A 25,412-nucleotide genomic window follows, 5' to 3' on the forward strand; every position below is an offset into this window, starting at 1 on the left:
GGGGTGACAATTCGGACGCGGGGTGGAGCAGCTCGGTAGCTCGTCGGGCTCATAACCCGAAGGTCGTCGGTTCAAATCCGGCCCCCGCAACCAACTTTCTGTACGTTCCCTTCCTGCATTGCCAATCATTGAACAATCCTTCTTGATGCTCGTCACCATCTGGTGATTGCTGCTATTTCTGACGCTTTTTCAAGACCAAAACTGGTCGTATCAACCATTTGTTGGGTATCATCAGGTATCTCTTCATGGATGAGGCACGCGCCTGTGATCACTCCCTTCACCTATCTTCCTCCTGCTATTGAAAGCCGGGATGCCACGCTGGCCGAAGCCCTTGCCCAAGGGCTGCCGTTGCAACTGCTGCTGATCGCCGAAGAGCAGAAGGAGTCCTTGCTTTCGCTGCCCGCTCTTGCAGGTCTCCAGACCCAGCTTGCGCTGGGGAAAAAAGCGCCCTTTACCCTGATGCACGGCAATACCCTGTTGCAGGTGATGTTTGTGGCCGGCAGCGTGACGCGGGATCACCGCCTCTATAAACAGATCCGAGGCTGGATTGCTCCTCTTTCTGGGCTCAATGTGGAGCGGCTTGGGCTGCATCTGGAAGGTTTTTCTCCCTCCGAGCGAGTGATGCTGGCCGAAGTGATGTTGTCAGCCCTGCTTGCCGCCAATATTTCGTTGCCCACCAGCAAGCGCCGCAGTGAAAGCAGCTGGAGCTATCAGCAGATCAAGGTTTCACCCGCGGTGGTGCTGGACTTGGCGCGCCTCTACAGCGAAGCGGGGGGCAACGGGCTGGCGCGCCATCTGGCGGTGTTGCCTGCCTCCGAGCTGACGGCCGCCAGCTATCGCGAGTTTGTCAGCAAGCTGGCGCAAGATGAGGGGTGGCAGTGTCATCACTATGATCAGGCGCAGCTGGCCGAGTTGGGGGCGGGGGCGTTTCTGGCCGTTGCTCGTGGCTCGGAAGACAATCAGGGGGCCATGGTCAAGCTCAGCTACTATCCACCCAAGCCGGTGCGCCGCATTGCGTTGGTGGGAAAGGGGATCTGCCACGACTCTGGCGGTTACAACCTCAAGGTCTCTGGCAGCATGTATGGCATGCATCTGGACATGGGTGGCAGCGCGGTGGCGCTGGGGGCCCTCTACGCCATCAGCCGAGCCCAGTTGCCTTACGAGGTACACTGCTGGCTTGCCATTGCCGAGAACCATATCGGCCCTCACGCCTATCGCCCCGGCGAGGTGGTGACCGCCATCAATGGCACCTCCATCGAGGTGGTTGATACCGATGCCGAAGGGCGAATGGTACTGGCCGACACCCTGGCGATGGCGGTGCAGGATACCCCTGATCTGCTGCTCGATTACGCGACCCTGACCGGGGCCTGCAAACGGGCGCTGGGTAGCCGCTACAGCGGCGTCTTTACCAATCGCAGCGAGTGGATAGCATCGCTGGTCAATCTGGGTCAGCGCAGCGGTGAACGAGTCTGGCCCTTCCCGCTTGATGACGATTACGACGACAACATCGAGAGCGAGTGGGCCGATCTGTTGCAGTGTGCACCGGGCAGTTCGCCGGATCACATTGATGCGGCCCGTTTCCTCGCCCACTTCGTGCCCGAGCAGACCCCCTGGCTGCACTTCGACCTGAGCGGTTTTCGCAACAAGGGGGGCAATGGGGTGGTCTCCAGCGAAGTGACCGGCTTCGGCGTGCGTCTCACGCTGGATCTGCTGGCCAGCCCGCTTGGCAGAGTTGGTCGCCAAGCCTCTGAACAATCTGAATGATTACAAGGATTTCTGTGAAACAACCAAGCTATGACTGGGTGCTGTTCGATTTGGATGAAACCCTGCTCGATTTTCCGGTCGCCTCTGCGCTGACGTGCACCTTGCAGATCTATGGCGTACAAGCTGATGACGCCAGCATGGCGCAGTACCACGCCCTCAACCACGGGCTCTGGCAGCAGTACAACGACGGCGAGATCGATGCAAGGGCGTTGCAGCAGACCCGCTTCTCCCTCTTTGCCCAGCAGGTTGCCGCCGATCCCATGGCGATGAACAACACCTTTCTAGAGCAGATCATTGCCCTTAGCATGCCTCTCGAAGGGGTGGTCGAGACCCTGCAGCAGCTGCGCAGCAAGGTGCGGATGGGGATCATCACCAATGGTTTCAGCGTGCCCCAGCGGGGGCGGCTCGGCAAACTGGGCTGGAGCGAGTGGTTCGAGCCGCTGGTGATCTCCGACGAAATTCGGGTGACCAAGCCGGCGCCAGCTATTTTCCAGCACACCCTCTCCCTGATGGGGCAGCCGGATCCTGCGCGGGTGCTGATGGTGGGGGATAATCCGAAAACCGATATTGCCGGGGCGGCGGCGCAGGGGCTGGCAACCTGCTGGTACAACCCGGCGCGGCAAGCGGGCGAGTGCGATGCCACCCACGAAATCCACCACTTCGCCCACCTTGCCGACATTGTGCTGGGACGCTGATAGCCAGGCTTAACCCATCACGTTATCGGTGACCAAAACGTCCTGGCAAGTTGCAACCAGGGTTGTTTGAAACAGGATTGGGTTTGCTTGAGACAGTAAGGGGAGCTGATGCTCCCCTTACTTATGAGTGTTTTCCTGTGAATGCAGGGATCTGAACTGATAGCGATCGAGGATCTGCTGATAGTCGGGACTCTGTTTCAATTGATCGATAGCCTGATTGATCCGCTGCAGTTGCGCCTCAGTAGTGCTCTCTTTGCTCAGCATCAGGTGAACCGGCGTGACTTCGATACGCAGCAGGGTATGCAGCTGATCCTGCGCTTCATCCTTATCCTGCCACCCCTGCAGTCCGTGGGGATCCAGAATAAACCCCTGGATCCGACCCCCTTGCAACATCTTCAGCAGCTGATCCAGCCGCAGGCGCATCTGCAAGCGAGGCTGCAGCTCGGGCCTTGCCATCAACTGGCGGAAGGTATTGCCGTAATCAAAGCCCTTGAGCACCCCGATATGGAAATCGGGGGTGTTGATCAACTGCTCGAGGGTGGTGATCCCGCGCCAGCGTTCGACATCTTGCCGACGGATGATGATGGCCGTCTCCTCTTCCCGATAGGGGTGGCTGAAGCGGGCATATTGCTGCCGCTCGGCGGTGATATTGGCTGACATGGTCAGCTGAACCGTGCCGAATTTCAGCTCGTGCAGCACGCGAGCCCAGGGCATTTCACTGAATTTGGCCTGATAACCGGCCCGCAGGAAGATGGCATTGAGCAGCTCCACATCCAGTCCGCGGAGCTGTTGCTGTTCATTGCGATAACTGAAGGGCTGCCAGTCGACCCAGCCCACGACCAATGACTCCTGTGCCGTAGCCTGGCAACACAAACACCATAACAACAAGAGTCTGTACACAACGCATACCCTCGAACAGGCTGATACGGTGAGTATTGGACAGGAACGACGGAGTAACCAGTGCTGAGGGTTGAGCGGATGCACTGATGTGCATCCCTCACAGTTCGTGGGCGTGGAATCCCTTACTTTGACGCTTAAAAGCACACGATTGTTTTCTGTAGTCATACAGCTCCACGATGGTAAAATCCTGTTTATCAATTGATGGGGTTAGGGAACAACGATGGCTATTCATGAAACATATTCAAAGCGTCAAAAACGTCTTCGCGGTGAGTTCAATGATGTTTATCAGTATGACGTAATACCACAAAAATTAAAATTTCAGATTTTAAAAATATATGAGGCACTCTTTTCCGTTCGAGATAGAGTGATGAATCCCATATACCGCGATGTCAAATATATTATAGAGGTTGAGAATGGTGGACTTCTCCCTCATGACGAATTTGCAATTAGACAGTACAGTAAAAAGAACTATGAAACTCAAGTGATATTTTCATACGTGGAAAACTATTCCGATATGGAAGGCTTCTTGAGTGTGCTACACCTAGTAATGGTTCGAGTCGATCAGTATAGCAAAAGGGATTTATTAAATGTTGAGGTTGGAACTCTCATTGACGAAATCAATACTAGATTTCGAGAGTCTGCGGTAGGCTATCAAATTGATAAAGAGAGTCTTGAAATTATTAAAATTGAAAGTGAATTTATACAATCAGAAGTCATGGTGCCCATTCTTACCGCATTAAACTCCGAACCCCTTTATGCAGGTTCTTTACATGAATTCATGACGGCACATGATCACTATAGGCATGGTCGATATCGTGAGGCTATCTCCAGTTGTGGGAATTCTTTCGAAAGTATGATGAAAGCGATTCATGAAAAGCGTGGTTGGAGTTATGAGAAAGACAAGGCCACCGCAAGTCCTCTGATTGAATCATGTTCAGCTAACGGCTTGTTCCCCGCATGGCAAATTAGTCAGCCTAAAGAAATATTAAACATTCTCAAATCTATTCTTATAACTGGTGTGCCAAGAATTAGAAATAAAATGGGTAGTCATGGGCAAGGCCCCGAAGTAATAGACATTCCAGAGCATTTTGTTAGTTATATGATTCATTTGACTGCTACCAATCTATTGTTCCTCGCTAACGCTGAAAAGAATCTCCAATAACGAAAAAGGCCCCGAAGGGGCCTTAATCATTCGATTAGTTCAGATACTTGTTTAGCAAGGGCTTCTGCATAACGTTCACGACATTTGGATTTGATATCTTCGACTGCACGGGCAGGCATATCATCATATTTGAAAATCCGATAGCCTTCGTCCTTATCTTCGTCTTCACCTTCAATAACAGGCATGATCAAATACCAGTTATCCTTAGCCATAACACCAACAGTGATATGTCCATCGACTTTAACAGCGATAGCGCGGTCAGCGTCAACTTGGTGCTCGGTGCCGAACATCCATGCCATGTTATGGAGGTCTGTCAGTGAAATATTATCACGTTGGCAGGCGTCTTCTGACGGCTCATAATAGCGGTGTAACGTGCTAATGATCTCTTCAACAAGATGTTGGCGATAATCCGGTGGACAAAGGTATTCGAATTTACCGTTATGAGCAAATGCAATCATCATCTGGAAGTCTTTCTCTACCAGTGTGAATGCAGCCGTGCCGATATCACGCTCAATATCACCAGTGTTACCAAGAATAACTGTTAAGATTCCGAATTCAGTGTCAGAGGTATAAACACCGTCGATCTTGCCACGCTTGATATTATGGGCTCGATAGCCCATATCACGTAGGCTATCGATTACCGGTTTCATGAATTTCTCAGCAGCAAGTTTTTTCAGTTTTTTATCAGAGAGTTTTTTTAGTTTCATGGATTAAACTCCCTTCACGCTGGCATAAGCATTGCGGAATTTATTCATAGTGAGTCGAACTGCTTTAGCGGGCAAAGCACAATGACGACTGATTTGATTAAACGGAGACAAACCATCAATTTCGAAGCCAGCATGAATACTGATTAAATGAGCGTCTGCTTCAAGAATGACATTAAAATCGCGGTCGGCATCATCGACATAAACAGCCTCAGAGGTGACCCAGCGATGTTTCTCGCCGAACATGAAAGCGATGTTAATCAGGTCTGTCAGATTGGCTTTATCATACAGCTCTTGGCCTTCGGCGTGATCGAACTCTTCAAGCAGAATACTGGCAATCTCACTCACTACGGCAGGGTGATATTCTTCATCGGTAATACGGAATCGGTCACCCTCGAAGGTGATGACCTTGGCAATCGTGTCCTTTTCTTGGAAGAAAATGTGGCCGTTTGAAATCATGATAGCTTCGATACCACCGTGATCGATTTCGAATCTGAACCCGTTACGTGTTTCGATGATACCACCAGTCGGGATTTCGAGTTTGTTAAAACGTGAGTGAATCTGATGGAAGATATCTTCTTGAATCAGACGCATGATTTCAGATTCAGAGAGTTCTTTTTGGGTTTGGATTTGAATAGTAGGCATTTCGATATAGCTCCTTTTAAATTAATGGGTCATGATATATTCCTCAGATAATGTAATTTTCACAAGTGGTACAGTCATCAACAGGTTAATATTATCATGTGTTATGATGATAATAAACATTAGCACTTGAAGTTATCAGCGGTAATAGGATTCATGATGATATCTAACGCGGCATAAAGCCCAGGTGCGGTGATAATCTCGCTCGATTTCCAATAGTATGATCGTTCACGATTACTGGCTTCAAAAACAGCGCTGAAAGCAAGTTGGCCACCGAAATCAAAATCAAGTTGAAAGTGATTTGTACCGACAATCAAGGTGATCATACTGCGTGAACCGTCGGTGAAGAAAACTCTATTACCGTCTTGTTTCAGTGAATAGCGATTCGAGGTATCTCTCGCTTGAAATTCCTGAATGAAATAATCGATTAGGCGTTTCTTGTGGAAGAAAAACAAAGTATCTTCATTAGGCGTGAATTTGTTTCGGTACTCTGTTTCTTGGCAGAGAAAAGTCCATTCAGAATCTTCACCGAATAGACCACTGAAATATCCTGATTCTGACATTAGACACGCTCCCAGTGATTCGATTTACCACGAGTAAACATCAGATCGTTGATAAGCAGTGAGTGGAGTTTGCTGTCTTTGATTTCAAAATCAATGCTGGTGGGCTTGATAGAGTGTTTCTGGCATAGATTTGAAATTGATTTGAAAATGTTTGAAATGTGTTGGTCTGTTTGTTCACAGATTTGTTTTGCTGTTTGATAGATCATTTTACTGTCTCCTTGTTATATTGTGATCATAACATTGATTATGGCCATAATAAACAAAGGTTGACGATTGATTGAAATGTGAGCTATCAAATTATTTTTGATTGAAAATGTTTACTGGATTCGAAGTGTGATTATAATGGTTTTGAACTTATCGCGTTAGCGATTTCACGAACGCAGTGAGTGATAGATATTAATAATTAAAAATCAGTATTAAAATAATCATTAATAAGATTGTCGCGTTAGCGACTTCGCCGAAGGCGATAATTATTACTATAATTAATATATTGATCATAATACTACTTAATGAATAATCGCTTCGCGAAGTGCTGGCGCACAGTATTGATCAATTGTTTGCTATCTAATCAGTTCACTTAAAATCCTATCAAGTTCGTCTGTCTCGACGATCTTCCAGTGGCTATAACAATCCAACAGCTCCAATTCAACGCCAAACAGCTCAGGAATCGATTCCATCACCTCGCTAATGTCATCATAGCGACCTACGACAAGATCACGGTAAATCACTGGCAGCGAGCCACCAGCGATCTCTTCAATGTCATCAGAAATGTCATCAGACATACAGTTTACCGATTCGCTCTGCTTCCAGCTCGCGCTCTCGTTCAGCGATCTCTGCCACTGCATTGAGTTCATTCCTCATCAGTTCGACCACTACGTCACGCGGTAGCCCAGTCATACCTGCAATTGAGGGGTTGGGTTTCGTTTTTGTCAGCGAGTCAATCCAGTCGTCCTTGAGACCGTGTGCCCAGCAACAGCGAACAAAACGGCGAATCTCGATCTCGAATTCTGGGTCGATGGTGCTGGTGGCTTCTTCGAAAACTTCATCTTGTTTTTCTTCAAATTGTTCGACTTCTTCAAATTGTTTCGCTTTAAAGCCGAAGCCAAAGCCCTTCATTTCAATATTGGTCGGATTAAACATTCTTCCTCTCCTTCATGTCCTTCATGTGATTGATTCGTTCATCTGCCAGACGCTGCTGGTGACGTTTTGCCGCTTGTTCGAATGCTTGTGTGAGTATCTGCATCAGTTCGTTTGAGGGATCGCTGTATCGCGTTTCAGCTTGTTCACCATTACCGGAGACACTCACCGCAATCTTGTGATGATGTTCTAATACCTTGATGCCGGACGATTCTATGAATATGAAATCTTTCGAGGTGATTATTGGGATATTGGTACGCTGGGATAGCGCATTGATAAATTCAGTCGTTGTCATTTTAGCTCCTTGTATGAACTATTTAGGTGACTCTCTGTGGAGCTTTTAATCAGCTAAGTTTTTAGCTCAGTGCAGGATTGCGTTCAGTGGATTGCACAAATCAGGGCGGTAAATCCGAGCAGGGATTCGTTGATTGGAAAACTGAGTTTCACAGTGATAGAGATATGAAAAAGCCGCCCGAAGGCGGCTGCGGAGCTAATCGTGGGAATACCCATTACCCACGATGTTATTTAAGAGGTTTTAATCGGCACATGGTAGATTCAAACACCAGTTCATTGATCCAATCATACTGATCCACGTTCATTGTCTCGGTATATCCGTCTGGGAAGTCTTCTTTAGAGACTACTCCCTTACACCCGTATAGCTCATTACGTCTAGCGTCACACTCTCGTTCCAGTTCAGCGGCCACGTTACCGTCACTGAAAGTAGGGAAGTAGAGAATTGTAGGCGTGTAATCTGTGGAGTTCATCTGTTGCGTGATACGCTGTTCGCCTTTATTCGTAATGCCGTATTTCAAGAACTCGTGATCGGCTTTATGCCAGTGAACCACGTAAAAAACGCCTGCTTTATCAGGTGAATAGCCAGTCTTAGCACAAGCGGGGCATCCAGCACCATGATTAACGAAACTATCATAACTTGGCTTCCACTTATTTCCACAATGACATTCTAAATCCAGTCTTGTATTTTTGTTCTTATACTCTCCGCCAACAAATCCATGGAACTTGATATCGAGTTCAGAACAACGTTTCATCACCGGAGTTATTGGGTCATCGTTTCTCTGATTTCTATCAGCGCATTTCGGACATCCTCTACCGTGATTCAACAAGTTATTCACTTGAGCTTCCCACTCATATCCGTCATGATTGCATCTGAGTTTGATTTTCTGTCTGGCACCAGTGATCGGTTCTTGACTGATAATCTCATAGTCTGGATTAGTTAATCTCAAACGATATTGACGATCATTCCACCGATAGGTTTTAGAACAGGCGCAAGGAACAGAACCCTGTTTAACAAGACTCCTCTTTACGCTTGTTTCTAACTCTGGAAACATCTGTTCGTCTTGGTGACAAATAGAGCAATGACAAGCGTATAACTTATTTGCCCCCTGTTTACCAGCAATCCCAACAACAGTTAAAACACCGCCTTTCGGCGTCTTTAATTCAGTGCCACAAAATTCATCTTGTTCGTATTCTAACTTCCAATCTTCTAAACTTTTCAACTTCTACCTCTTTACACTTTGCGGGTGCGATTAACTAATAAGAGTGCCCACCAAAGCCGCAAACAATAGTGGACGAAGTGATCTTCGAGGTAGAAGGCACTCTTATTGGCTAACGATTTATTTGGTAATGATAACAGGCTCCACACACCAGTAAACAATCGTTATTGCTGGTGGCTGCGCCACCAGCTTATTTCTTGTATTCCCAGCCGTATTGCTTCGCTAGGTGGATAATAGTCCCAGCGCCGACAGTTCTTCCACTCGTTTGTCGAGAAAACCCAGATTCCTCTCCTTTCGTCATCGTCGTCATGTTCTTTAGTTCATATATCCCGAATAAATTCGCCACAGCGAAACACACGTTTACCCATTCATCCCGACCCCTGTGCTCACTAAAAAAATACCGAGCGGCGTCTTTGACTCGTTCCATGCTGTCATCGCCGTTAAATCGCTCCGCAAGTCTTTTGCGTCGAGCTTCCGCAAGATAATTCACCGGTGCCGGATAGCAATAATTCTTAGCATCGAGTCCTTTACCGTCTGCGAATCTGAATTCGAAGTTATCAGCCTGTGGATTAACTCTGTATGAGTACCTATTAGCATCGAGGCTTGAATGATCCAACTCGCATTCCAACAGACGTTCAAAATATGCGGTAATCCGTTTTGCACCAGCTTTCCAGTTCTCCCGCTTCTGTTCTCGTTCTTCTTCATTGCCGACGAATAGGTAAGGTGATGCCAGCGGTATCATTATCTTCAAGCGTGGGCAAGCTGGTAAGACTTCACCAGACGATTTGATCTTCTCTCGCATATGATTAGCAGAGGTAGCAATTGCATGAGCGTAGCCAGCGTTAGACAGTCGCTGGTGGACTATATCAAGCAGTTCAGCGCCGTGTTTTGTTGGGTCGTCTATATCAAGAAATAGAACACCGACACCGGCGATTGATTCTTTGCGTTTACGTCCGTCAGTTGATAGCCCTGCCATCCACTCACATTTGAAAACAGTCTTGACTTTTGATTCAGTCCAATCAAGCGTAGTTATTTTCCAGCCGCGATAAGCCTTTTCATTTGCTTCTGTTTTTGTCATCATGCGGTCAGATGATGTTTCTTTGTTAATTGATATATTAAATTCCACGTTATCTCCTATGATTTGTGTTTTGACAAAACGGTTTGCCTTTTTGCCATTTGTTTGTCTTTTGATTTGCCATCGAAAAATCGGTCCAGCCAGCGTGGCCACTGACTTCCGTGAAATTTTGCCATTTTTACAAGAAAAATATGTAAGTTCGCCACCACCACGTTTCCTCCAGAGAAGAGAAGCAGCAGTGTATGGAGTAATACTCTATTATATTATTTCTAAACTTTTAAAAAAATAACAAAATAAGCAAAATAGTGGTCTAAGCAGCGTGGTGCCTGAATTCCTCGTGGCAAAATGAGTGGCAAAATTTTGCCTTTTTTGCCACTGTTGTGTTTTGATTCTTGTAGACAGTTGCAAATTTTTGTATTTGAGTTGCAAACCGAGTTGCAATATTTTTTGCAACTCAAAGGCGCTTCGCGCCTTCAGGTCTTTTCATGTTGTTGGTGAAAGTTGCAAATTTTTTTGCAACAGTTGCAAGTGAGTTGCAACCACGAAAATCGGTCCAGCCAGCGTGGCCATTGACTTCCAGAGAAAGTTGTAACACTTGTAAATTTTTTTTTAAGTTGGAAAAAATAATACGTGATTACTAATACAACCTGTATCTCAGTTCTGGTGGTGCCGCTGGCTGTGGCGATTTGGTCAGAAAAATCTGCAACCGTTGCAACTTTTGAAAAACCTCAATTAAATCAATAGCTTATGTGATTTTTTACTTGCAAGTCGGTTTGCAACTTTGCAAAAAATATTGCAACCGACTGCAAGTGTTATTTGAGCAGTTCTTCCAACTCGTCATCGTTGGCCGCAGACAAACCGAAATCAAAATCAACGCCTTTTAACTTAGTAGGAGAATCTATTTCCACACTACCTGTTACCTCCTCGAATTCACGATCACTAATATATTGGTCGAAGTTTCTTTCAAGTTCGCTATATACAACCTGTTTAAAATCAATGCCGGTGATTATCACGTTTGGATTGTACATCACACCACCAATTTGCTTTCGTTTATCACCCGTGATATTCCACCCGTTCCGTTTCGCCACTTCTGCAAACAGAGTCTTGATCGCTCGCTCGTCATAATTCGAGTGTCGTGCTGTGCCAGCTCTTTCTCGCCACAGTTTCACGCAATCACGCATCGGCGCAAGTGTCTCATTTTTAACGCAAGACATAAGAATATCTTCCGCCAGATGATCTTTATCCGACTTCTGCATACCCAATAGATTTTCATAGTCTTCACCGTGCAATGCTCTTGGACAGCGGTTATTCATACTTTCCCAGTAAGTCTTCTCGATCCACTTTATAGTCTGCGCTACTGCTTTTCTGTCTTTGCAAGCGTTTATAACAAGACGTTCAATATCTCTTGCCTCTGCCTCAGTGCTAACTCCGAATTCTCGTGTTATTACTTTCCACAGCGCATCGTTGCCCTTACAAATACTGAATCGCCTGTTCTCACTGGCGTCTTGGCTTAATGCAACAGCGCCGAATTCGTCGTTAGTACAGAACACATACCAGGCAAGGTTGTCGATGTAATATTTGTCCTGTCCCTTCTTCTCGATGGGTATGCTAACGTTACCGATTGTTTTTTTCAGTTCTTCATTGAAACGCTTGTCTAGCTTTGCCTCATCAAAATATACAAGATGTGCACCTTCCATATAGCTGTTAAATCGGCTCAAATCGTCGATTTTACCTGATACGCAAGAACTAGAACCATGAAACACAGTGGGCATAAGTACACTGGTGAATGTCGATTTACCTGAACCCTGACCACCGAATAACACTAATGACGGCAATGTGTGCATAACATTGCCCTTTAGTTTCCAGAGAATGCATTTACATATATGGTCAAAGTTTTCCTGCTTCTCTCCTGAAATAGACCATAGCAATGCCTTAATATATGGATCTGGCTTACGGGGATCTGCAATGTGATACTCGTCCGAGTTCATAATCCACTTTTCTTTCTCCACCTCGCACATATTCAGTGTTTCTTCATCCATGCGTCGGGATGAAGACGTTCTAAAATTGAATCGGCGAGTTGTCTCGCGGCCACCGAGGTAGCATTTTGCCATTTTAAAAATGGCACCTATGCCAGAATCAACCCTGCTATCTAATAGAATATTATCAAGTGTTTTGATTCTAGGAGTCGGATGATCACCATTATCATAACGCTCCTTTAGCTGTTTGAATGTCAGAGTAGTCCACCTGTAATTGTGTGGTTCGTCTTCATATCCCACCGGCTCAAGCATTACGAATTCTTCGGTGTCACCAAGGTAGAATATGTTTTTTCGATTCAGGTAATCATAGAAATGTAACAACGATTCATCCGTCGTCATGTTCTTCTGAATCTGTTTCTTTACTTCTTCCTTGTCTTTAAGCAGGCTAACGAGTCGAGTTAGTGCCAGTTTCGGCCTAAACTCCTCCTCTAATTCAAGCATGTGTTTAATCTCATGCTCGTCTAGGCCGAATTTATCCAATGCACTATAAATTTTGATTTGATCGGCATCGGCGTATAGTTCTTTTACTTCTTGAATCGAAAACTTCGATTTATGGGTATTTTCCACGATATATCTCCTTTGAATTGGTGGATTATTTGAATTTTCATCATTTTACTTTCCTCATAAAGTTGATTTTAATTTGATTCACAAAAAGCCGATACTCTCGGCGCGTGGAATAAAAGGCGATTATTCCTGAGTGTTACATCGTAGATCCTTGCCTTAAATCCATAACGTTCTTCTATTTCATCTTGATCTAACCAGTTTTTAAGCTGGTTTTTATTACCGCCTCGATATATGCCTTCCTTCTTTATACCGAAATATTCAGCGAAGTTTTCCATAGACTTGAATCCCAGTTCACCGAATGACATTAAAAATCGTTCGTTATGGTTATCAATACACCATGCCTTAAAAACGGCATTGAGAGTCTTGTAACTGTAAGAATACCATTCAGCACTATCACCATTAACATCGAATAAAACAAAATGTCTTGGTTCCTGTCTGCTCCCTGAGCATTTTCCCTTCCTCGCCAGATAGAATACATTTCTATCCCTCACGAACTCGGCAAGCCTCCGTAGAATATGCTCCTTGTCATTGATATAAACAGTTTCGGTCATTGCTTGTCCTTCTCGTACTGTTTAACGATATCAGTAACACGTTGGTGAACATCTGCCATTTCAGGAACTTTGATATCGTATTTCTTGATCCAGTTATAAATCTTGGACTTCGTATGACCTGTGATTGCGAATGTATACATGGTGAGGCCGTAAGTCTCGATTATCTTTCTCTCGTATGAGGTAATTGGGTTTGTAACTGCCATTTTATTCTCCTTGAACTAATAAGTGTGTGTTTTTCATCGATCAAAATAAAACCAACCCACAAGGGAGTTGGCTTTAAAAAGGATATATCGTGAAATACCTGTTTATTATACTGCATAAAAACAGGGTGATAAACATCATGAAATATTCAAATCAGTGGACTACCGAAACAAAATCAGACAAGAGGCAACTCTTGATGAAGTAATAATAACACTACCTCCAACGGTAATAAACATTGTGCTCATTTTGCTATAGGGGGGGCATTTTATAAAAACGACTCTTTCCTATCACAGCCTCGACATAATCTGATCCACGCTAATCACTTGTGAAAACTTTTTTCTCTGGGGCTCCACAGGTGGTCACCTAAATAAAATAAAAGGAGCTAATATGAAAAAACTTTGTAGCCATCCAAGCTGCACTACCGTATTCGAAGGTAGCGGCTGGTATTGTCCTGCCCACAAGAAAGTCCACAAATCTCGGAAATATACTAAAACAACAGTCAAAGGCTTAGATACCAACATGGATTTCTATAATTCAAGTGGTTGGCGAAAGCTATCTAAAAGCCATAGGGCCTCTTATCCAATATGCGAGCATTGTGGCCGTCGCACCGCTATTGCTGTTGACCACCATCTTGAACTATCACTTGACCCTAATCACCACCATGCTCGCTGCCGCGATAATTTCGTCAGCGTGTGCAATCCATGCCATTTGTCCAAGACACGTCAGATTCAAGAGCTAATCAGAAAGGGTGATATCAACAAGATCCGGGATTACCTGCTGATTGAGCATCCGCGCCGTGAAGACGCTGAATATCTGAAAGACTGTGAAATCATCATCCCAGTTTAACCCAGCGAAAAAAGTTTTTGGAATTTCCATTTTTTATACGAAACAGAAGACTGTGGCTGTGTTGTAGTCATAATGTCATCAATACAATGGCCCCCCTATCAATAATTATCAGGAGTTAACATGAAATTTATAATTAAAAATCCATTCCGCATCATGAAAAATTGGTGCACATCTATTGTTGAGCGATTCAAGAAATACCGAGCCGATAAACGGTTTAATAAAACGACAGTAGTTATCCCAATTACATGGCATGAGATTAATATGGTGATATTCCACAAGGGCTATATGTATCGCGCTGAGGTCTCGGCGAATAATTGCCTAGTTACTGATTTCAAAAATGAGCCAGTGGTGGATCTTAGACTGTTATCTGAAATATTCCGGTTGGTGAAAAAGAACATGAACACATACGATAAAATGCCGCTGCCTAAAGAGCGGTGAAAATCAGTTAGCATGTGGAATAATCACGATTTTTCATTGCCGATTGGAGGTGGTCATTGATCACCTTCTAAAAAGTTACACTAAAATACTTATTTTAAAATCGAGTCATATATATCGTTCGAACATGAAATAAGTATTTTAGTGTAACTTTTCAAACATGATCAAAGTTAGTGGTAATCATGCTCGATGCAATATGAAACTAGGACGTTATCTCTCACCTTTCTTAGTGATTTCGGATCATAGGCCAAAATGCCTGTCAACTTTTGCCTATTCTTACGTCATACACATCAACAACGAGCGATGTAATATGTTGAATGCCTATGGCCTCCTGTTATCATGTTCATATTGAATCAATAACAGCCCGGAATAACTTGACAATGAAAGTAGTTGTTTATCATCGAGTGAGTACAAAAGGGCAGGGAGAAAGCGGACTCGGGTTAGAGGCACAGCAGCGCGACACAGATCTGTTTCTGTCCCACTATGCTGGTGATCATGAAGTGCTTGAAACGTTCGTTGACGTTCGTTCCGGTAAAGGCAATCTGAATGATCGTCCTACTTTGAAATCCGCTGTCGAGTTATGCAAACAAACTGGCGCAACGCTTCTTGTTGCTAAAGTGGATCGCTTGAGTCGTGACGTTGAAACAGTGGCGCATGTCATCAAGCTGGTGGACGTTCGAATCGCTTGTCTGCCGTTCGCTGATAAGTTCCAGATTCATCTGTATGCAGCGTTAGCAGAGCAGGAACGAGAGTTCATATCTCAGCGTACAAAAGCCGCATTGCAGCAAGCGAAAGCGCGTGGCGTTAAGCTGGGTGGATATAAAGGGGATCGCGAATCGAGAGTTGAAGCCACTAAAGCAGCCGCAGACGAGCGAGCAGAGGGTTTAAGAGCGGAGTTTGCTGAAATGCGTAGAAATGGCTACAGTCTCAAGCGCATGGCCGAGAGTCTGTATGCTCGTGGTATCAAGACTGCTAGAGGATCGGAGTTCAGCATCACAACGTGCCAGAGAGTTGTGCAGCGACTCGGGCTATGAGCCCGTTTATCCCCGTATCCAGCCTGTCAAACGGGCATGAAAAAGGCCGCTTCGCGGCCTATTGGTTGAGTTCTCTAATCTCGCTCAAGAATTGCTTGGTATCAGTGGTGAATGCACCATTGGTATGAAAAACAATCTTGTGTCCATCGTGTCGCTTCACGCTGACGATATGACCCTTGCCGCTTTGACTAACTCTGATCTCGCGAACAATCTTCTTTAACTGGATGTTGAACTGCTTGGGATCATCCACCAGCGTCAGCAGTGTTTTAACAGCGTCAGCAGCAATCGGCATTGATTGCTTTTGTTCTGCGATTAGCGCCTTCTTCTGTTCTTCGAGAGAGGAGAGGGCACTGATAACAGCAGTCGTGGCGATTGTACTTGTCATGCTTGCCAGTGATTCAGATAGCTCTCGGACTCTGTTATCGATCTGACTCAACTCGATCAAAATTTCGTTAGCGCGTTTGTCGTCTTTGATCGTCTGTTTGATTTCGAGACGATTGGCATTATCAATCACATGGCTATGTAGGTCTCGGACGTGTGCCTTGTGCTCACAGCTTTCCAAGAGTGCGTATCGGCAGTAGTAGTAAGTGACCTTGCCAGTTTTATTCTTGCGGCTCTTTGCTGCCATCTTCTTGCCGCAGTGCTCGCAGTAAACCAACCCACTAATGTGATTCGTTTCACTTCTGCCAGCGGGGCGTTGAACTGCTCGACTGTTAAGCTCTTGATACTCTGAAAAGCTGATTACCGCAGGGTAATAATCATTGATCAACTCGCTCGGCTGATACTTGCCCTGGACTTTCACTCTGACTTGATGGGTCCCATACAGACAAGGATTTGCTATCACATCGCGGAGAGTGCTCGGGTTCCAGACACCGTTATGATTAGCAGTGGGAATACCAGAGCTGTTCAGATAGCCCGCAATTTTAGCGAGTGACGCACCATCACCTTTCATATCGATGATCGTTTTCAGCACGGGGAGGCGATCATTGAACTGATACTTTCCATCAATTAACGACAGCCAAAATGGCAGCTTGCGAGGGATTGCAACGCCCTGTTTTGCTTTCTCTCTGGCCGCGTCTTTGTTCGCTTGTATGCGTTGAGATTTAGCCAGAGATTCTTTATAGGCAATGTCACTAGCTACAGCGATTCGGATCACTAATGTCAGGTCGTTTAGTGAATCACGATCAAGCACAAGCCCATCCATCAGGCTGACTACTACAACACCTTGAGACAATATCTCTTGAAGCATTGCCTGCGTCTTGACGATGCCTTGACGACTCAGACGATCTAACTTTTCAAGAATGACAACATCACCAGCTTTAATCGTGCCGTTGGCAATACACTGATGAAGATCTGAAAGGGAAGGGCGATCCACTTCTTTATAAGCAGAAATGCCCAGATCGCGGAATGTCTTGGATGAGAGTGTTAGACCATGTTGCTTGCAATACAGCTCGGCAGCTTCAATCTGCCGTCTTGCTCCATCACCTTTGATTTGTTGCTTGGAACTCAGTCGGATGTATGAGTAAGCTATTGATTTATCTTTGGTTCGTTCTTCTCGGCCCACAATCTGTAGATCTCTTCGGATGTGTGTGCTTTTGATTGTAACACTTTGCGATAACGGGTTTCACAGCGCGGGCAGCGTTGCAGGGTCGGATCCTGTTCCAGCTGTTCGATGGAAAGCGGCTCTTCACAATCGGAGCAGAGGCCATAGAGGCCGAGATCCATCTGGCAGAGTGCCGCATCGATCCGCTTGAGGCGAGCCACGCTCTGCTCAACCTTCGGCAGATCCAGCCGGCTGGTCAGTTCCACCAGTTGATCCTGCTCGCAGTGACCGACCTGTTCGGCCCACTCGTCACGGCGGCAGGCTTTGAGCTGACCGATCAGCGTTTCTCGTACTTGGGCCCAGTCTGACAGCAGGCGATTACGCCAGACAGTCAACTGTGCTTGCGTCATTTCACACACATTATCCCCCACAGGACAGACGACAGATTCGGGGCAGTATAGGGATCCGATAACTCTATCAAGATGATATGCGTCAAGTTAAAGGTGGTTAGCCGTGGCTTTTGGCTGCTTGCAGCAGGGCATCGCGGATCGGATCCGTCTCTTTGAGCACCCGGATCTCCTGAAACAGCAGGTCTGCTTCGGGATATTCCCGCTTGAGGTAGCTGAACCACTGTTTGATGCGGCTGGGGTAGTAGTCGGCTTTTTCACTGGCCAGATCCTGCTCGGTATAGCTCACCATCAACTGCAGCACCTCGACCCAGCTCATGTGCGGGCAGCCGGTTTTCATCACGTTGGCCAGATTGGGCAGGGAGACGGCGCCGCGTCCGACCATCAGGGCATCGCAACCCGAGACCCTGGCGCAGGTGAGGGCATCTTTATGATCCCAAATCTCGCCGTTGGCAGTGACGGGGATGGGCAGGGCGCGGCGAATGGCGTCCACATATTCCCAGTGGGCGGGGGCCTTGTACCCTTCGCGCTTGGTGCGGGCATGAACGGCCAGCTCGTTGGCGCCCCCCTGGAGGACCGCCTGAGCGTTCTCCAGATAGAGCTCCTTGTCATCGTAACCGAGACGAATTTTTGCGCTCACCGGCAGATGGGCGGGCACGGCCTCGCGCACCGCCTTGACGATGCGGTAGATGGTCTCGGGCTCTTTGAGCAGCACCGCACCGCCCTTGCTCTTGTTGACCGTAGGGGCGGGACAGCCGAAGTTGAGATCGACGCCGGGGGAGCCCAGCTCGATGGCGCGCACGGCGTTCTCGGCCAGCCACTCGGGGTGTTGCCCCAGCAGTTGTACCCGCACCGGGGTGCCTGCGCGGGTTTTGCCATCTTGCAGCAGTTCAGGGCAGAGGCGGTAGAACACCTTGGCGGGTAGCAGCTGATCGACGACCCGGATAAACTCGCTCACGCAGAGATCGTAATCATTGACGGAGGTGAGTACCTCCCGCATCAGGTGATCCAGTACCCCCTGCATGGGGGCCAAAATAACGCGCATAACGGCTTTCCGACGAGAGTGGCAAGAAAAAAGAGGGCAGATTGTAGTGGGGTTGCGGCCCGCTGTCAGCACCCGCTCAAACTCTGTTAGGCTAGAGGGAGATAAATCACGCAAGGAGAAGGAATGAAGCGTTGGTGTCTGATGGCGCTCGGGTGGCTGGCATTTGCCACCGGTATCGTGGGCATTGTGCTGCCGCTCTTGCCGACTACCCCCTTCATGTTGCTGGCTGCCGCCCTGTTTGCCCGCTCGTCGCCCCGTTTTCATCGCTGGTTGCTGACCCATCCCTGGTTTGGCCCGCCCATCGTGGATTGGCAGCAGTATCGCGGAATTCGTCGTCAGGCCAGACGGCGCGCCATTATCTTCATTTTGCTCACCTTTTCGGTGTCGCTGGCGGTGGTGCCACTGCTGTGGGTCAAGGGGCTGCTGGTTGTCATAATGGTGATCCTGCTCACCTGGTTAATGCGTCTGCCGGTGCTGGAGCCAGTTGCAATGGTGAAGTGAAGTCCCTAAGCTATTGCAGCAATAATGCTATGGAGTCGGCCTGTCATTTTTGCGTGACAGGCTTTTTTATTTCCCGCAGAAGGGAATTGAGAAAAAATGGCCACCCCTGGGTCAAAAAAATAAGCGGTCAACACATGAATCCGGAAACCCTGAAATTTATCGAAGCAAGCATCAAGACCATTCCCGACTATCCGAAGCCGGGCATTCTGTTTCGTGACATCACCAGCCTGATCGAGAACGCCGAGGCCTTCAAGGCCACCATCGATCTGCTGGCCAATCATTATCGTGATCAAGGGATCACCAAGATTGTTGGCACCGAAGCCCGCGGCTTCATCTTTGGTGCACCGGTCGCTTTCGCCATGGGACTGGGCTTCGTGCCGGTCCGCAAGCCGGGCAAGCTGCCGCGCGAAGTGATCGAGGAGTCCTATGCCCTCGAGTACGGCACCGACACCCTGCAACTGCACACCGATGCCATCGTGCCCGGTGACAAGGTGCTGGTCGTGGACGATCTGCTGGCGACCGGCGGTACCGTCGATGCGACCGTCAAGCTGATCCGCCGTGCCGGTGGTGAAGTGGCCGATGCGGCCTTCATCATCTCCCTGCCGTCTCTGGGCGGCGATGCCCGCCTGACTGCCGCTGGCATCAAGGTGGTCTCACTGGTCGAGCTGGCCGGCGAGTAATGCCTCTTCGGCCTGATCCTCTGCATCGGGCCTGCATTGAACCGATGCCCTTGCGGGCATCGGTTTGAAAATCAAGCGATCCCTCCCGCTCTGACCGATAGCCGATACAGCCAGCCCGCCATTTGTGTTAGCATCCGGCCTCAATGCCTTGTCTTCCCTGCATGATGGATTTATGAGCTATCAGGTTCTGGCGCGTAAATGGCGCCCCCATACGTTTGAACAAGTGGTAGGCCAGCAACATGTGCTGACCGCCTTGACCAACGCCCTGGATCAGGGACGGCTGCATCACGCCTATCTGCTGAGCGGTACCCGCGGGGTCGGCAAGACCACCATCGCCCGTATTCTGGCCAAGAGCCTCAACTGCGAACAGGGGATCAGCAGCCACCCGTGTGGTGTCTGTGATACCTGCCGCGAGATCGATCAGGGCAACTTTGTCGACCTGCTGGAGATTGACGCGGCGTCCCGCACCAAGGTAGAAGATACCCGCGAGCTGCTCGACAACGTGCAGTACCGCCCGGCCCGCGGCCGCTTCAAGGTCTACCTCATTGATGAAGTGCACATGTTGTCGCGCCACAGCTTCAACGCGTTGCTGAAAACCCTGGAAGAGCCGCCTCCCTATGTGAAGTTTCTGCTGGCCACCACGGATCCGCAGAAGCTGCCCATTACCATCCTTTCACGCTGCCTGCAGTTTCATCTGAAGAGTCTGGATCAGACCCAAATCGCCAAGCAGCTCGAATGGGTGCTGGACCAGGAAGGTCAACCCTTCGAACCACGCGCGCTGCTGGCCCTGGCCAAAGCAGCCGACGGCAGTATGCGCGATGCCCTGAGCCTGACCGATCAGGCACTGGCTCACGGTAACGGCAGCGTGCGTCTCGAGAGCGTGCTGACGATGCTGGGCACGCTCGATCATCGCCACCTGCACCAGCTGCTGGAAGCCATTTTGCGGCAAGATGCCCCGGCAACCATGGCCAAGATCACCGAGATTGCTACCCTGGGCCCCGATTTTGATCAGCTCCACGCCGAGCTGGAGGGCTTGCTCCATCGCATCGCCATGGCGCAGCTGCTGCCTGCCAGCGTGCAGGAGCAGGGGGCGGATGCCGACTCCCTGCTGCAACTGGCCAAGGCGATGAGTCCGGAAGAGGTGCAGCTCTGCTACCAGATTGTGCTGGGGGGTCGTAAAGATCTGCCCTGGGCCCCCGATGGCCGCACTGCGCTGGAGATGACCTGCCTGCGGATGCTCGCATTCTCGCCAAGGCGCGATGCCCTGCATCCGGCCAGCCTCACCGCGTTGCCTCCATCAATGGCGAGCAGTGCAGTGAGCAGCGCCACCCCGGTTGCCTCCTTGCCGGGAAAGCGCCCGGCCGCTGAATCGGCCGCACTGGCACCGATCAGCGGCGCCGTGCCCGCACCGCTAGCCAGCCCGCCTGTCGCCAACGCGGCTGCGCCAGTGGCTGATGCCTCCCTGTCGGCGATGGCGTCCGCGATGGTGGATGACACCGCCAACCCCGCTGATAGTGAGGAGGAGGCGCAAGCCGCCGAGCTGTTCAGCCAGCAGGATGAGCTGATGCGCGAAGCTGCGGGCATGGGTTATCAACCCGAGCCCGCTTTGCCAAATGTACATCACGATGTACTTGCGCACTCAGCTGCACAGCCCGCTGATGCTGGCGAGCATGCGGCAATCGATGCTGACTATTCCCGTGGCGAGTCGCTGACCGCCGCCTTCGAGCCCGCGCTCGAACCGACAGCAACGCCTGTTACCGCTGCTGAACCGGTTTCAGCGGTATCGAGCATGCAGAGCCTGCTGGGCAAGCGAAACATGCTGCGCAGCCGCCAGCGTGGTCAGGATGCCCCGGCGGCGCCGGCTGCGCGCGCGGTGCCGGTTGCCCCTGCGCGTCCCGTCGCCCCCGCTGCCGCTCCGGTCGTTACCCAACCGTCAGCACCGGTCAGCCAACCGGCCGGGCAGGGGATGGCGGCGATGGGTCACTATGATGATCTGCCGCCGGTGGATCTCTATGGCGACGGTTACGAGCCGCAGGGTGACAACGGGGAATACGAAGAGTACCTCAATCAGAGCTTTGTCGAGCAGACTCCGGCCATGAGTCACGCTCCCGTTACGGCTCCGGCCCAGCCAACCGATCTGCCCCCCTGGGATCTCGACGGGCAGCCGAGCTATCGACCCGGCGAGCGCAGCGCCACTGCGCCTGCGGTGACGCCCGCCCCAGCGCCCCAGCCGGTCGCGCCCGTTGCGATCACTGCGGTGGCTGCTGCCCCTGTGGCGCAGAGCGAGCCCGCCCAGCCAGTGATGGAGACCATCGACTGGGATGAGCTCGAGAGTGATGAGGAGCCACAGGAAGGGGAGGCGACCCGCCTTATCCCTTCGTCACTGCTCAATGGTTGTGGCGACCCTTGGGCCGAACTGATTGCCCACACTCAGGTGGGGGGACGGTTGCGCCAGCTCGCCATCAATTCGGTGATGACGCGGGAAGGGGATAAGGTACTGCTGACCCTCAAGCCCGAACAGCGCCATCTGGTGAGCGACAAGGCGCGCGCCGATCTGGCCGAGATCATCAGCCCGGCGCTCGGGCAACCGGTACAGGTCGAGGTAATTCTCGGTGTGGTGCCCGACCAGGAGACCCCCCTTGAGATCGAACACCGCCTATATCTCGGGGTACGCGAGCAGGTGAGCCGGGATCTGGAGCAGGATCCCAACGTGCAGTTTTTAGTTCAGCGGTTTGGTGCCGTGCTCCATCACGAGAGCATCGAGCCCCTCAACCGCTAAATTCCGTGGCCGGGAGCTTGCTTCCGGTTGAAAAGCGGTTTGGCTGTCCCCATCTAGGACAGACAAGCCCACAGCCCGGCGCTGGATGCCGGATTTCAAGACGAGAGACGACATATGTTTGGTAAAGGTGGAATGGGGAACCTGATGAAACAGGCCCAACAGATGCAAGAGCGTATGCAGAAAGCGCAGGAGCAGCTGGCTCAGATGGAAGTGACCGGTGAAGCCGGTGCTGGCATGGTCAAGGTCACCATGACCGGTAGCCACAGCGTCCGTCGCATCGAGATCGACCCCTCCCTGATGGAAGATGACAAGGAGCTGCTGGAAGATCTGGTTGCCGCCGCTTGCAACGATGCCGTGCGTCGTGTGGAAGAGCAGAACAAGGCCAAGATGGGCGAGCTGACTGGTGGCATGCAACTGCCGCCAGGTTTCAAGATGCCCTTCTAAGGCGACTCTCCCCGCGCATTCTTGCTCCCTTGTCGCTGGCCATTCGGGTCACGGCAAGGGGGACGGCCGAGAGACCCAAAGACGCAGCGTTATTGCTCAGGCGATACGCTGCGTTTTTTTATGGGCGCCATGCTGGCGTGGACGGGCTCTAACTATCCCTTCTGGGGAGAGGTTGCTACAGAGCAGGCCGATTGCGCCATGAAACGCAGCCGCTTTGCCAAGGCAGCGCTATTTGTCGATACCCGCTATCGGATATCCCGGTTTGGCGTGGCTGGGCGGGATCGGCATAATGGCGGCTTGCCGTATTGAGGAGATTGTATGAAATATATTGGAGCCCACGTCAGTGCGGCCGGTGGGGTGGAGAATACCATCGCCCGCGCCCAGGCCATCGGGGCCAACGCGTTTGCCCTCTTTACCAAGAATCAACGTCAGTGGCAGGCGGCCCCCTTGTCGGATGCCACCATCCGTGCCTTCAAGGCGGCTTGTGACAAGGCCGGTTTTCTGCCGGAGCAGATCCTGCCCCACGACAGCTATCTCATCAATCTGGGCCACCCGGATCCCGATGGTCTGGCCAAATCCCGCGATGCGTTTCTCGACGAGATGAAGCGTTGCGAGCAACTGGGGCTCTGTTATCTGAACTTCCACCCCGGTAGCCATCTCAAGCAGATCCCAGAGGCGGCCAGCCTCAAACTGGTGAGCGAGTCCATCAACTGGGCGCTGGAGCGCAGTGAAGGGGTGACGGCGGTGATTGAGAATACCGCAGGGCAGGGGACCAACCTCGGCTGGTCGTTCGAGCACCTTGCCACCATCATCGAGGGGGTGGAGGACAAGAGCCGGGTCGGGATCTGTTTCGATACTTGCCACGCCTTTGCCGCCGGTTACGATCTGCGCACCGCCGAGAGCTGTGCCGCCGTCTTTGCCGAGTTCGACCGTACGGTGGGTTTTCACTATCTCAAGGGGATGCATATCAACGGCGCCAAGTGCACTTTCGGCAGCCGGGTCGATCGCCATCACAGCTTGCGGGAGGGCAATCTGGGAGAGGCAGTATTCCACCACATCATGAATGATGATCGCTTCGATCGCATTCCGCTGATCCTCGAGACCATAGACGAGTCCATCTGGGGCGAGGAGATCAGCTGGTTGCGCAGTCTGGCGCAGTGATACCGAGCAAGCGAATCAAAGAGAGGGAGCCGTGGCTCCCTCTCTGCTTTTTCCGTTATTGGCGGGCGGGTCTGCCAGCGGCGCTCCGAGCGCGCGTTACTCTGCGCGGCTCACCTCGGCATCCTTCACCTGAGCCCGGCAGAAGTGGATAAAGTGGCGCAGGGAGGTGGAGTGGTACTTCTGCTTGTGCCAGATAAGGGAGAGCTGGCGCGGGAAGCGACGGGAGAGGGGCAGGGCGATCAGCCGCCCATCTGCCAGGCGATCCGAGGCTGCCAGCCGGGAGATAAAGGAGATGCCAAGCCCCTTCTCCACCGCCAGCATCACCGCCTCCAGGGTGTTGAGTTCAAGCCCTGGTTGCCAGCGGGGCAGCTCGGGCTGGATCTGCTGGATAAATTGCTCGCGGCTGCCCGATTGTGCTTCACGCAATACCCAGGTCTCGCCCCCCAGACGGGAGAGGGAGAGCTCCTTCTTGTTGGCAAGCGGGTGACCGGGTGGGGCTACCACCAGCATCTCGTCCTGCAGCCAGGGTTCGGCGAGCAGGTCGGGGTGGTGGTTCTCCCCCTCGATCAGTGCCATATCCAGCTCGAAGTTGGCCAGCGCATGGCAGAGCAGGTGAGTGTTGTTGATGGTCACCTTGGGGGGGAGTCCCAGCTCCTGTTTGCTGTTGGCGAGCAGGGTGGGGAGCAGGTAGTTGCCGATGGTCTGGCTGGCACCAAGGCGCAGCTGGCCGCTAGGCTCGGCATCGGGGCTAAACAGGTTCTCGATATCCTGCATCCGGGTCAGCAGCTCTTCAGCAGCTGGTTGCAGCAGGCGCCCCTCGTTGTTGAGCTGCAATCTGGGGTGAATGCGGTCAAATAACGGGGTGGAGAGCTGGCGCTCCAGCTCCTGCAGCGACTGGGAGACGGCCCCCTTGCTCAGGCAGAGCTCGTTGGCGGCAAGGCCAAGGTTTCCATAGCGGGCAATGGTGGCGAACACTTTCAGCTGCTGCAGGGTCAGTTTCATCGTGTTTGGTTTTCCTGAATGATTGATTTA

At 50.4% G+C, this 25,412-nt stretch carries 26 protein-coding genes, 1 tRNA gene and 1 pseudogene; 12 read left to right on the forward strand and 16 right to left on the reverse strand.

What is annotated here, in order from left to right; genetic code table 11:
• Positions 1-16: 16 nt before the first annotated feature.
• From A9G06_RS15420 to yjjG, 3 genes are all read left to right on the forward strand, one after another.
• Positions 17-93 (forward strand) — tRNA-Met (locus A9G06_RS15420).
• Between the two features lie 171 nt (positions 94-264).
• Positions 265-1,764, forward strand: coding sequence for a leucyl aminopeptidase family protein (locus A9G06_RS15425; RefSeq protein WP_069555778.1), 1,500 nt, complete (start codon positions 265-267; stop codon positions 1,762-1,764).
• A 14-nt stretch (positions 1,765-1,778) separates the two neighbouring features.
• On the forward strand, positions 1,779-2,459 hold the full coding sequence (yjjG, locus tag A9G06_RS15430; protein WP_069555779.1) for a pyrimidine 5'-nucleotidase: 681 nt from the start codon (positions 1,779-1,781) through the stop codon (positions 2,457-2,459).
• A 117-nt stretch (positions 2,460-2,576) separates the two neighbouring features.
• On the opposite strand, the gene A9G06_RS15435 is transcribed toward yjjG, so the two are convergent.
• Entirely contained in the window at positions 2,577-3,296 is a 720-nt protein-coding gene (locus A9G06_RS15435) for an ABC transporter substrate-binding protein (RefSeq protein WP_083243806.1), read from the reverse strand.
• Between the two features lie 283 nt (positions 3,297-3,579).
• Between A9G06_RS15435 and A9G06_RS15440 the strand changes: the two genes are divergently transcribed.
• Positions 3,580-4,521: an STM4504/CBY_0614 family protein gene (locus A9G06_RS15440; protein WP_069529962.1), complete on the forward strand. Its 942-nt coding sequence runs from the start codon at positions 3,580-3,582 to the stop codon at positions 4,519-4,521.
• A gap of 26 nt (positions 4,522-4,547) precedes the next feature.
• Here the strand turns inward: A9G06_RS15440 and A9G06_RS15445 are convergent, their stop codons facing one another.
• From A9G06_RS15445 to A9G06_RS15500, 11 genes are all read right to left on the reverse strand, one after another.
• The gene (locus A9G06_RS15445; protein ID WP_069529960.1) at positions 4,548-5,228 is read right to left on the reverse strand and encodes a hypothetical protein; all 681 of its coding nucleotides are present in this window, start codon (positions 5,226-5,228) and stop codon (positions 4,548-4,550) included.
• Positions 5,229-5,231: 3 nt separating this feature from the next.
• Positions 5,232-5,870, reverse strand: coding sequence for a hypothetical protein (locus A9G06_RS15450; protein ID WP_069529958.1), 639 nt, complete (start codon positions 5,868-5,870; stop codon positions 5,232-5,234).
• Between the two features lie 119 nt (positions 5,871-5,989).
• Positions 5,990-6,430 carry a hypothetical protein gene (locus tag A9G06_RS15455; protein ID WP_069529956.1) on the reverse strand — a complete coding sequence of 147 codons (441 nt, stop codon included), beginning with the start codon at positions 6,428-6,430 and terminating at the stop codon, positions 5,990-5,992.
• A 560-nt stretch (positions 6,431-6,990) separates the two neighbouring features.
• The gene (locus tag A9G06_RS15465; protein ID WP_069529953.1) at positions 6,991-7,212 is read right to left on the reverse strand and encodes a hypothetical protein; all 222 of its coding nucleotides are present in this window, start codon (positions 7,210-7,212) and stop codon (positions 6,991-6,993) included.
• Positions 7,205-7,570 carry a hypothetical protein gene (locus A9G06_RS15470; RefSeq protein WP_069529952.1) on the reverse strand — a complete coding sequence of 122 codons (366 nt, stop codon included), beginning with the start codon at positions 7,568-7,570 and terminating at the stop codon, positions 7,205-7,207. The genes A9G06_RS15465 and A9G06_RS15470 overlap by 8 nt, the downstream gene beginning before the upstream one ends.
• Complete coding sequence (locus A9G06_RS15475; protein ID WP_069529951.1) at positions 7,563-7,862, reverse strand: hypothetical protein; 300 nt, start codon at positions 7,860-7,862, stop codon at positions 7,563-7,565. The genes A9G06_RS15470 and A9G06_RS15475 overlap by 8 nt, the downstream gene beginning before the upstream one ends.
• A 226-nt stretch (positions 7,863-8,088) precedes the next feature.
• Positions 8,089-9,081: a zinc-ribbon domain-containing protein gene (locus A9G06_RS22015; protein ID WP_139123929.1), complete on the reverse strand. Its 993-nt coding sequence runs from the start codon at positions 9,079-9,081 to the stop codon at positions 8,089-8,091.
• A 187-nt stretch (positions 9,082-9,268) separates the two neighbouring features.
• Positions 9,269-10,306 carry a hypothetical protein gene (locus A9G06_RS15485; RefSeq protein WP_139123928.1) on the reverse strand — a complete coding sequence of 346 codons (1,038 nt, stop codon included), beginning with the start codon at positions 10,304-10,306 and terminating at the stop codon, positions 9,269-9,271.
• Positions 10,307-10,965: 659 nt separating this feature from the next.
• Positions 10,966-12,756 carry a primase-helicase family protein gene (locus tag A9G06_RS15490; RefSeq protein WP_069529947.1) on the reverse strand — a complete coding sequence of 597 codons (1,791 nt, stop codon included), beginning with the start codon at positions 12,754-12,756 and terminating at the stop codon, positions 10,966-10,968.
• Positions 12,757-12,824: 68 nt separating this feature from the next.
• Positions 12,825-13,304, reverse strand: coding sequence for a hypothetical protein (locus tag A9G06_RS15495; RefSeq protein WP_069529945.1), 480 nt, complete (start codon positions 13,302-13,304; stop codon positions 12,825-12,827).
• Positions 13,301-13,507: a hypothetical protein gene (locus A9G06_RS15500; protein ID WP_069555781.1), complete on the reverse strand. Its 207-nt coding sequence runs from the start codon at positions 13,505-13,507 to the stop codon at positions 13,301-13,303. The genes A9G06_RS15495 and A9G06_RS15500 overlap by 4 nt, the downstream gene beginning before the upstream one ends.
• A gap of 385 nt (positions 13,508-13,892) precedes the next feature.
• Here A9G06_RS15500 and A9G06_RS22020 point away from each other — a divergent pair, with 385 nt between their 5' ends.
• From A9G06_RS22020 to A9G06_RS15510, 3 genes are all read left to right on the forward strand, one after another.
• Positions 13,893-14,351, forward strand: a complete 459-nt coding sequence (locus A9G06_RS22020; RefSeq protein WP_139126257.1) for a hypothetical protein — start codon at positions 13,893-13,895, stop codon at positions 14,349-14,351.
• A gap of 120 nt (positions 14,352-14,471) precedes the next feature.
• A complete protein-coding gene (locus A9G06_RS15505; RefSeq protein ID WP_069555782.1) occupies positions 14,472-14,789 on the forward strand; it encodes a hypothetical protein in 318 nt (105 codons plus the stop codon).
• Positions 14,790-15,166: 377 nt separating this feature from the next.
• Positions 15,167-15,820 carry a recombinase family protein gene (locus A9G06_RS15510; protein ID WP_069555783.1) on the forward strand — a complete coding sequence of 218 codons (654 nt, stop codon included), beginning with the start codon at positions 15,167-15,169 and terminating at the stop codon, positions 15,818-15,820.
• A gap of 58 nt (positions 15,821-15,878) precedes the next feature.
• Here A9G06_RS15510 and A9G06_RS15515 read toward each other — a convergent pair whose 3' ends face one another.
• The 3 genes and pseudogenes from A9G06_RS15515 to dusC form a co-directional block, all read right to left on the reverse strand.
• On the reverse strand, positions 15,879-17,384 hold the full coding sequence (locus tag A9G06_RS15515; protein ID WP_083243807.1) for a recombinase family protein: 1,506 nt from the start codon (positions 17,382-17,384) through the stop codon (positions 15,879-15,881).
• Positions 17,385-17,428: 44 nt separating this feature from the next.
• Positions 17,429-17,773: pseudogene (locus tag A9G06_RS15520) on the reverse strand (TraR/DksA family transcriptional regulator); the annotation flags it as partial.
• Between the two features lie 97 nt (positions 17,774-17,870).
• Complete coding sequence (gene dusC, locus A9G06_RS15525; protein WP_069555785.1) at positions 17,871-18,815, reverse strand: tRNA dihydrouridine(16) synthase DusC; 945 nt, start codon at positions 18,813-18,815, stop codon at positions 17,871-17,873.
• 123 nt (positions 18,816-18,938) lie between these two features.
• Here dusC and A9G06_RS15530 point away from each other — a divergent pair, with 123 nt between their 5' ends.
• The 5 genes from A9G06_RS15530 (at position 18,939) to nfo (ending at position 24,380) form a co-directional block, all read left to right on the forward strand.
• The gene (locus A9G06_RS15530) at positions 18,939-19,316 is read left to right on the forward strand and encodes a YbaN family protein (protein WP_005352406.1); all 378 of its coding nucleotides are present in this window, start codon (positions 18,939-18,941) and stop codon (positions 19,314-19,316) included.
• Between the two features lie 134 nt (positions 19,317-19,450).
• Positions 19,451-19,996, forward strand: a complete 546-nt coding sequence (gene apt, locus A9G06_RS15535; RefSeq protein ID WP_005333447.1) for an adenine phosphoribosyltransferase — start codon at positions 19,451-19,453, stop codon at positions 19,994-19,996.
• A gap of 172 nt (positions 19,997-20,168) precedes the next feature.
• The gene (dnaX, locus tag A9G06_RS15540; RefSeq protein WP_069555786.1) at positions 20,169-22,775 is read left to right on the forward strand and encodes a DNA polymerase III subunit gamma/tau; all 2,607 of its coding nucleotides are present in this window, start codon (positions 20,169-20,171) and stop codon (positions 22,773-22,775) included.
• 114 nt (positions 22,776-22,889) lie between these two features.
• Positions 22,890-23,219, forward strand: coding sequence for a YbaB/EbfC family nucleoid-associated protein (locus A9G06_RS15545; protein WP_005333445.1), 330 nt, complete (start codon positions 22,890-22,892; stop codon positions 23,217-23,219).
• A gap of 318 nt (positions 23,220-23,537) precedes the next feature.
• Complete coding sequence (gene nfo, locus A9G06_RS15550; RefSeq protein WP_069555787.1) at positions 23,538-24,380, forward strand: deoxyribonuclease IV; 843 nt, start codon at positions 23,538-23,540, stop codon at positions 24,378-24,380.
• A gap of 96 nt (positions 24,381-24,476) precedes the next feature.
• Here the strand turns inward: nfo and A9G06_RS15555 are convergent, their stop codons facing one another.
• A complete protein-coding gene (locus tag A9G06_RS15555; protein ID WP_069555788.1) occupies positions 24,477-25,382 on the reverse strand; it encodes a LysR substrate-binding domain-containing protein in 906 nt (301 codons plus the stop codon).
• Between the last annotated feature and the right edge of the window lie 30 nt (positions 25,383-25,412).

Source organism: Aeromonas sp. DNP9 (assembly GCF_001728955.1).
Lineage (GTDB): Bacteria > Pseudomonadota > Gammaproteobacteria > Enterobacterales > Aeromonadaceae > Aeromonas > Aeromonas veronii.

Bases quoted from the DNA above. Each gene is read 5' to 3' on its own strand.
- A9G06_RS15440 (WP_069529962.1), top strand. From the start codon at position 3,580: ATGGCTATTCATGAAACATATTCAAAGCGTCAAAAACGTCTTCGCGGT.
- A9G06_RS15445 (WP_069529960.1), bottom strand. From the start codon at position 5,228: ATGAAACTAAAAAAACTCTCTGATAAAAAACTGAAAAAACTTGCTGCT.
- A9G06_RS15450 (WP_069529958.1), bottom strand. From the start codon at position 5,870: ATGCCTACTATTCAAATCCAAACCCAAAAAGAACTCTCTGAATCTGAA.
- A9G06_RS15455 (WP_069529956.1), bottom strand. From the start codon at position 6,430: ATGTCAGAATCAGGATATTTCAGTGGTCTATTCGGTGAAGATTCTGAA.
- A9G06_RS15465 (WP_069529953.1), bottom strand. From the start codon at position 7,212: ATGTCTGATGACATTTCTGATGACATTGAAGAGATCGCTGGTGGCTCG.
- A9G06_RS15470 (WP_069529952.1), bottom strand. From the start codon at position 7,570: ATGTTTAATCCGACCAATATTGAAATGAAGGGCTTTGGCTTCGGCTTT.
- A9G06_RS15475 (WP_069529951.1), bottom strand. From the start codon at position 7,862: ATGACAACGACTGAATTTATCAATGCGCTATCCCAGCGTACCAATATC.
- A9G06_RS15495 (WP_069529945.1), bottom strand. From the start codon at position 13,304: ATGACCGAAACTGTTTATATCAATGACAAGGAGCATATTCTACGGAGG.
- A9G06_RS15500 (WP_069555781.1), bottom strand. From the start codon at position 13,507: ATGGCAGTTACAAACCCAATTACCTCATACGAGAGAAAGATAATCGAG.
- A9G06_RS22020 (WP_139126257.1), top strand. From the start codon at position 13,893: ATGAAAAAACTTTGTAGCCATCCAAGCTGCACTACCGTATTCGAAGGT.
- A9G06_RS15505 (WP_069555782.1), top strand. From the start codon at position 14,472: ATGAAATTTATAATTAAAAATCCATTCCGCATCATGAAAAATTGGTGC.
- A9G06_RS15510 (WP_069555783.1), top strand. From the start codon at position 15,167: ATGAAAGTAGTTGTTTATCATCGAGTGAGTACAAAAGGGCAGGGAGAA.
- dusC (WP_069555785.1), bottom strand. From the start codon at position 18,815: ATGCGCGTTATTTTGGCCCCCATGCAGGGGGTACTGGATCACCTGATG.
- A9G06_RS15530 (WP_005352406.1), top strand. From the start codon at position 18,939: ATGAAGCGTTGGTGTCTGATGGCGCTCGGGTGGCTGGCATTTGCCACC.
- apt (WP_005333447.1), top strand. From the start codon at position 19,451: ATGAATCCGGAAACCCTGAAATTTATCGAAGCAAGCATCAAGACCATT.
- dnaX (WP_069555786.1), top strand. From the start codon at position 20,169: ATGAGCTATCAGGTTCTGGCGCGTAAATGGCGCCCCCATACGTTTGAA.
- A9G06_RS15545 (WP_005333445.1), top strand. From the start codon at position 22,890: ATGTTTGGTAAAGGTGGAATGGGGAACCTGATGAAACAGGCCCAACAG.
- nfo (WP_069555787.1), top strand. From the start codon at position 23,538: ATGAAATATATTGGAGCCCACGTCAGTGCGGCCGGTGGGGTGGAGAAT.
- A9G06_RS15555 (WP_069555788.1), bottom strand. From the start codon at position 25,382: ATGAAACTGACCCTGCAGCAGCTGAAAGTGTTCGCCACCATTGCCCGC.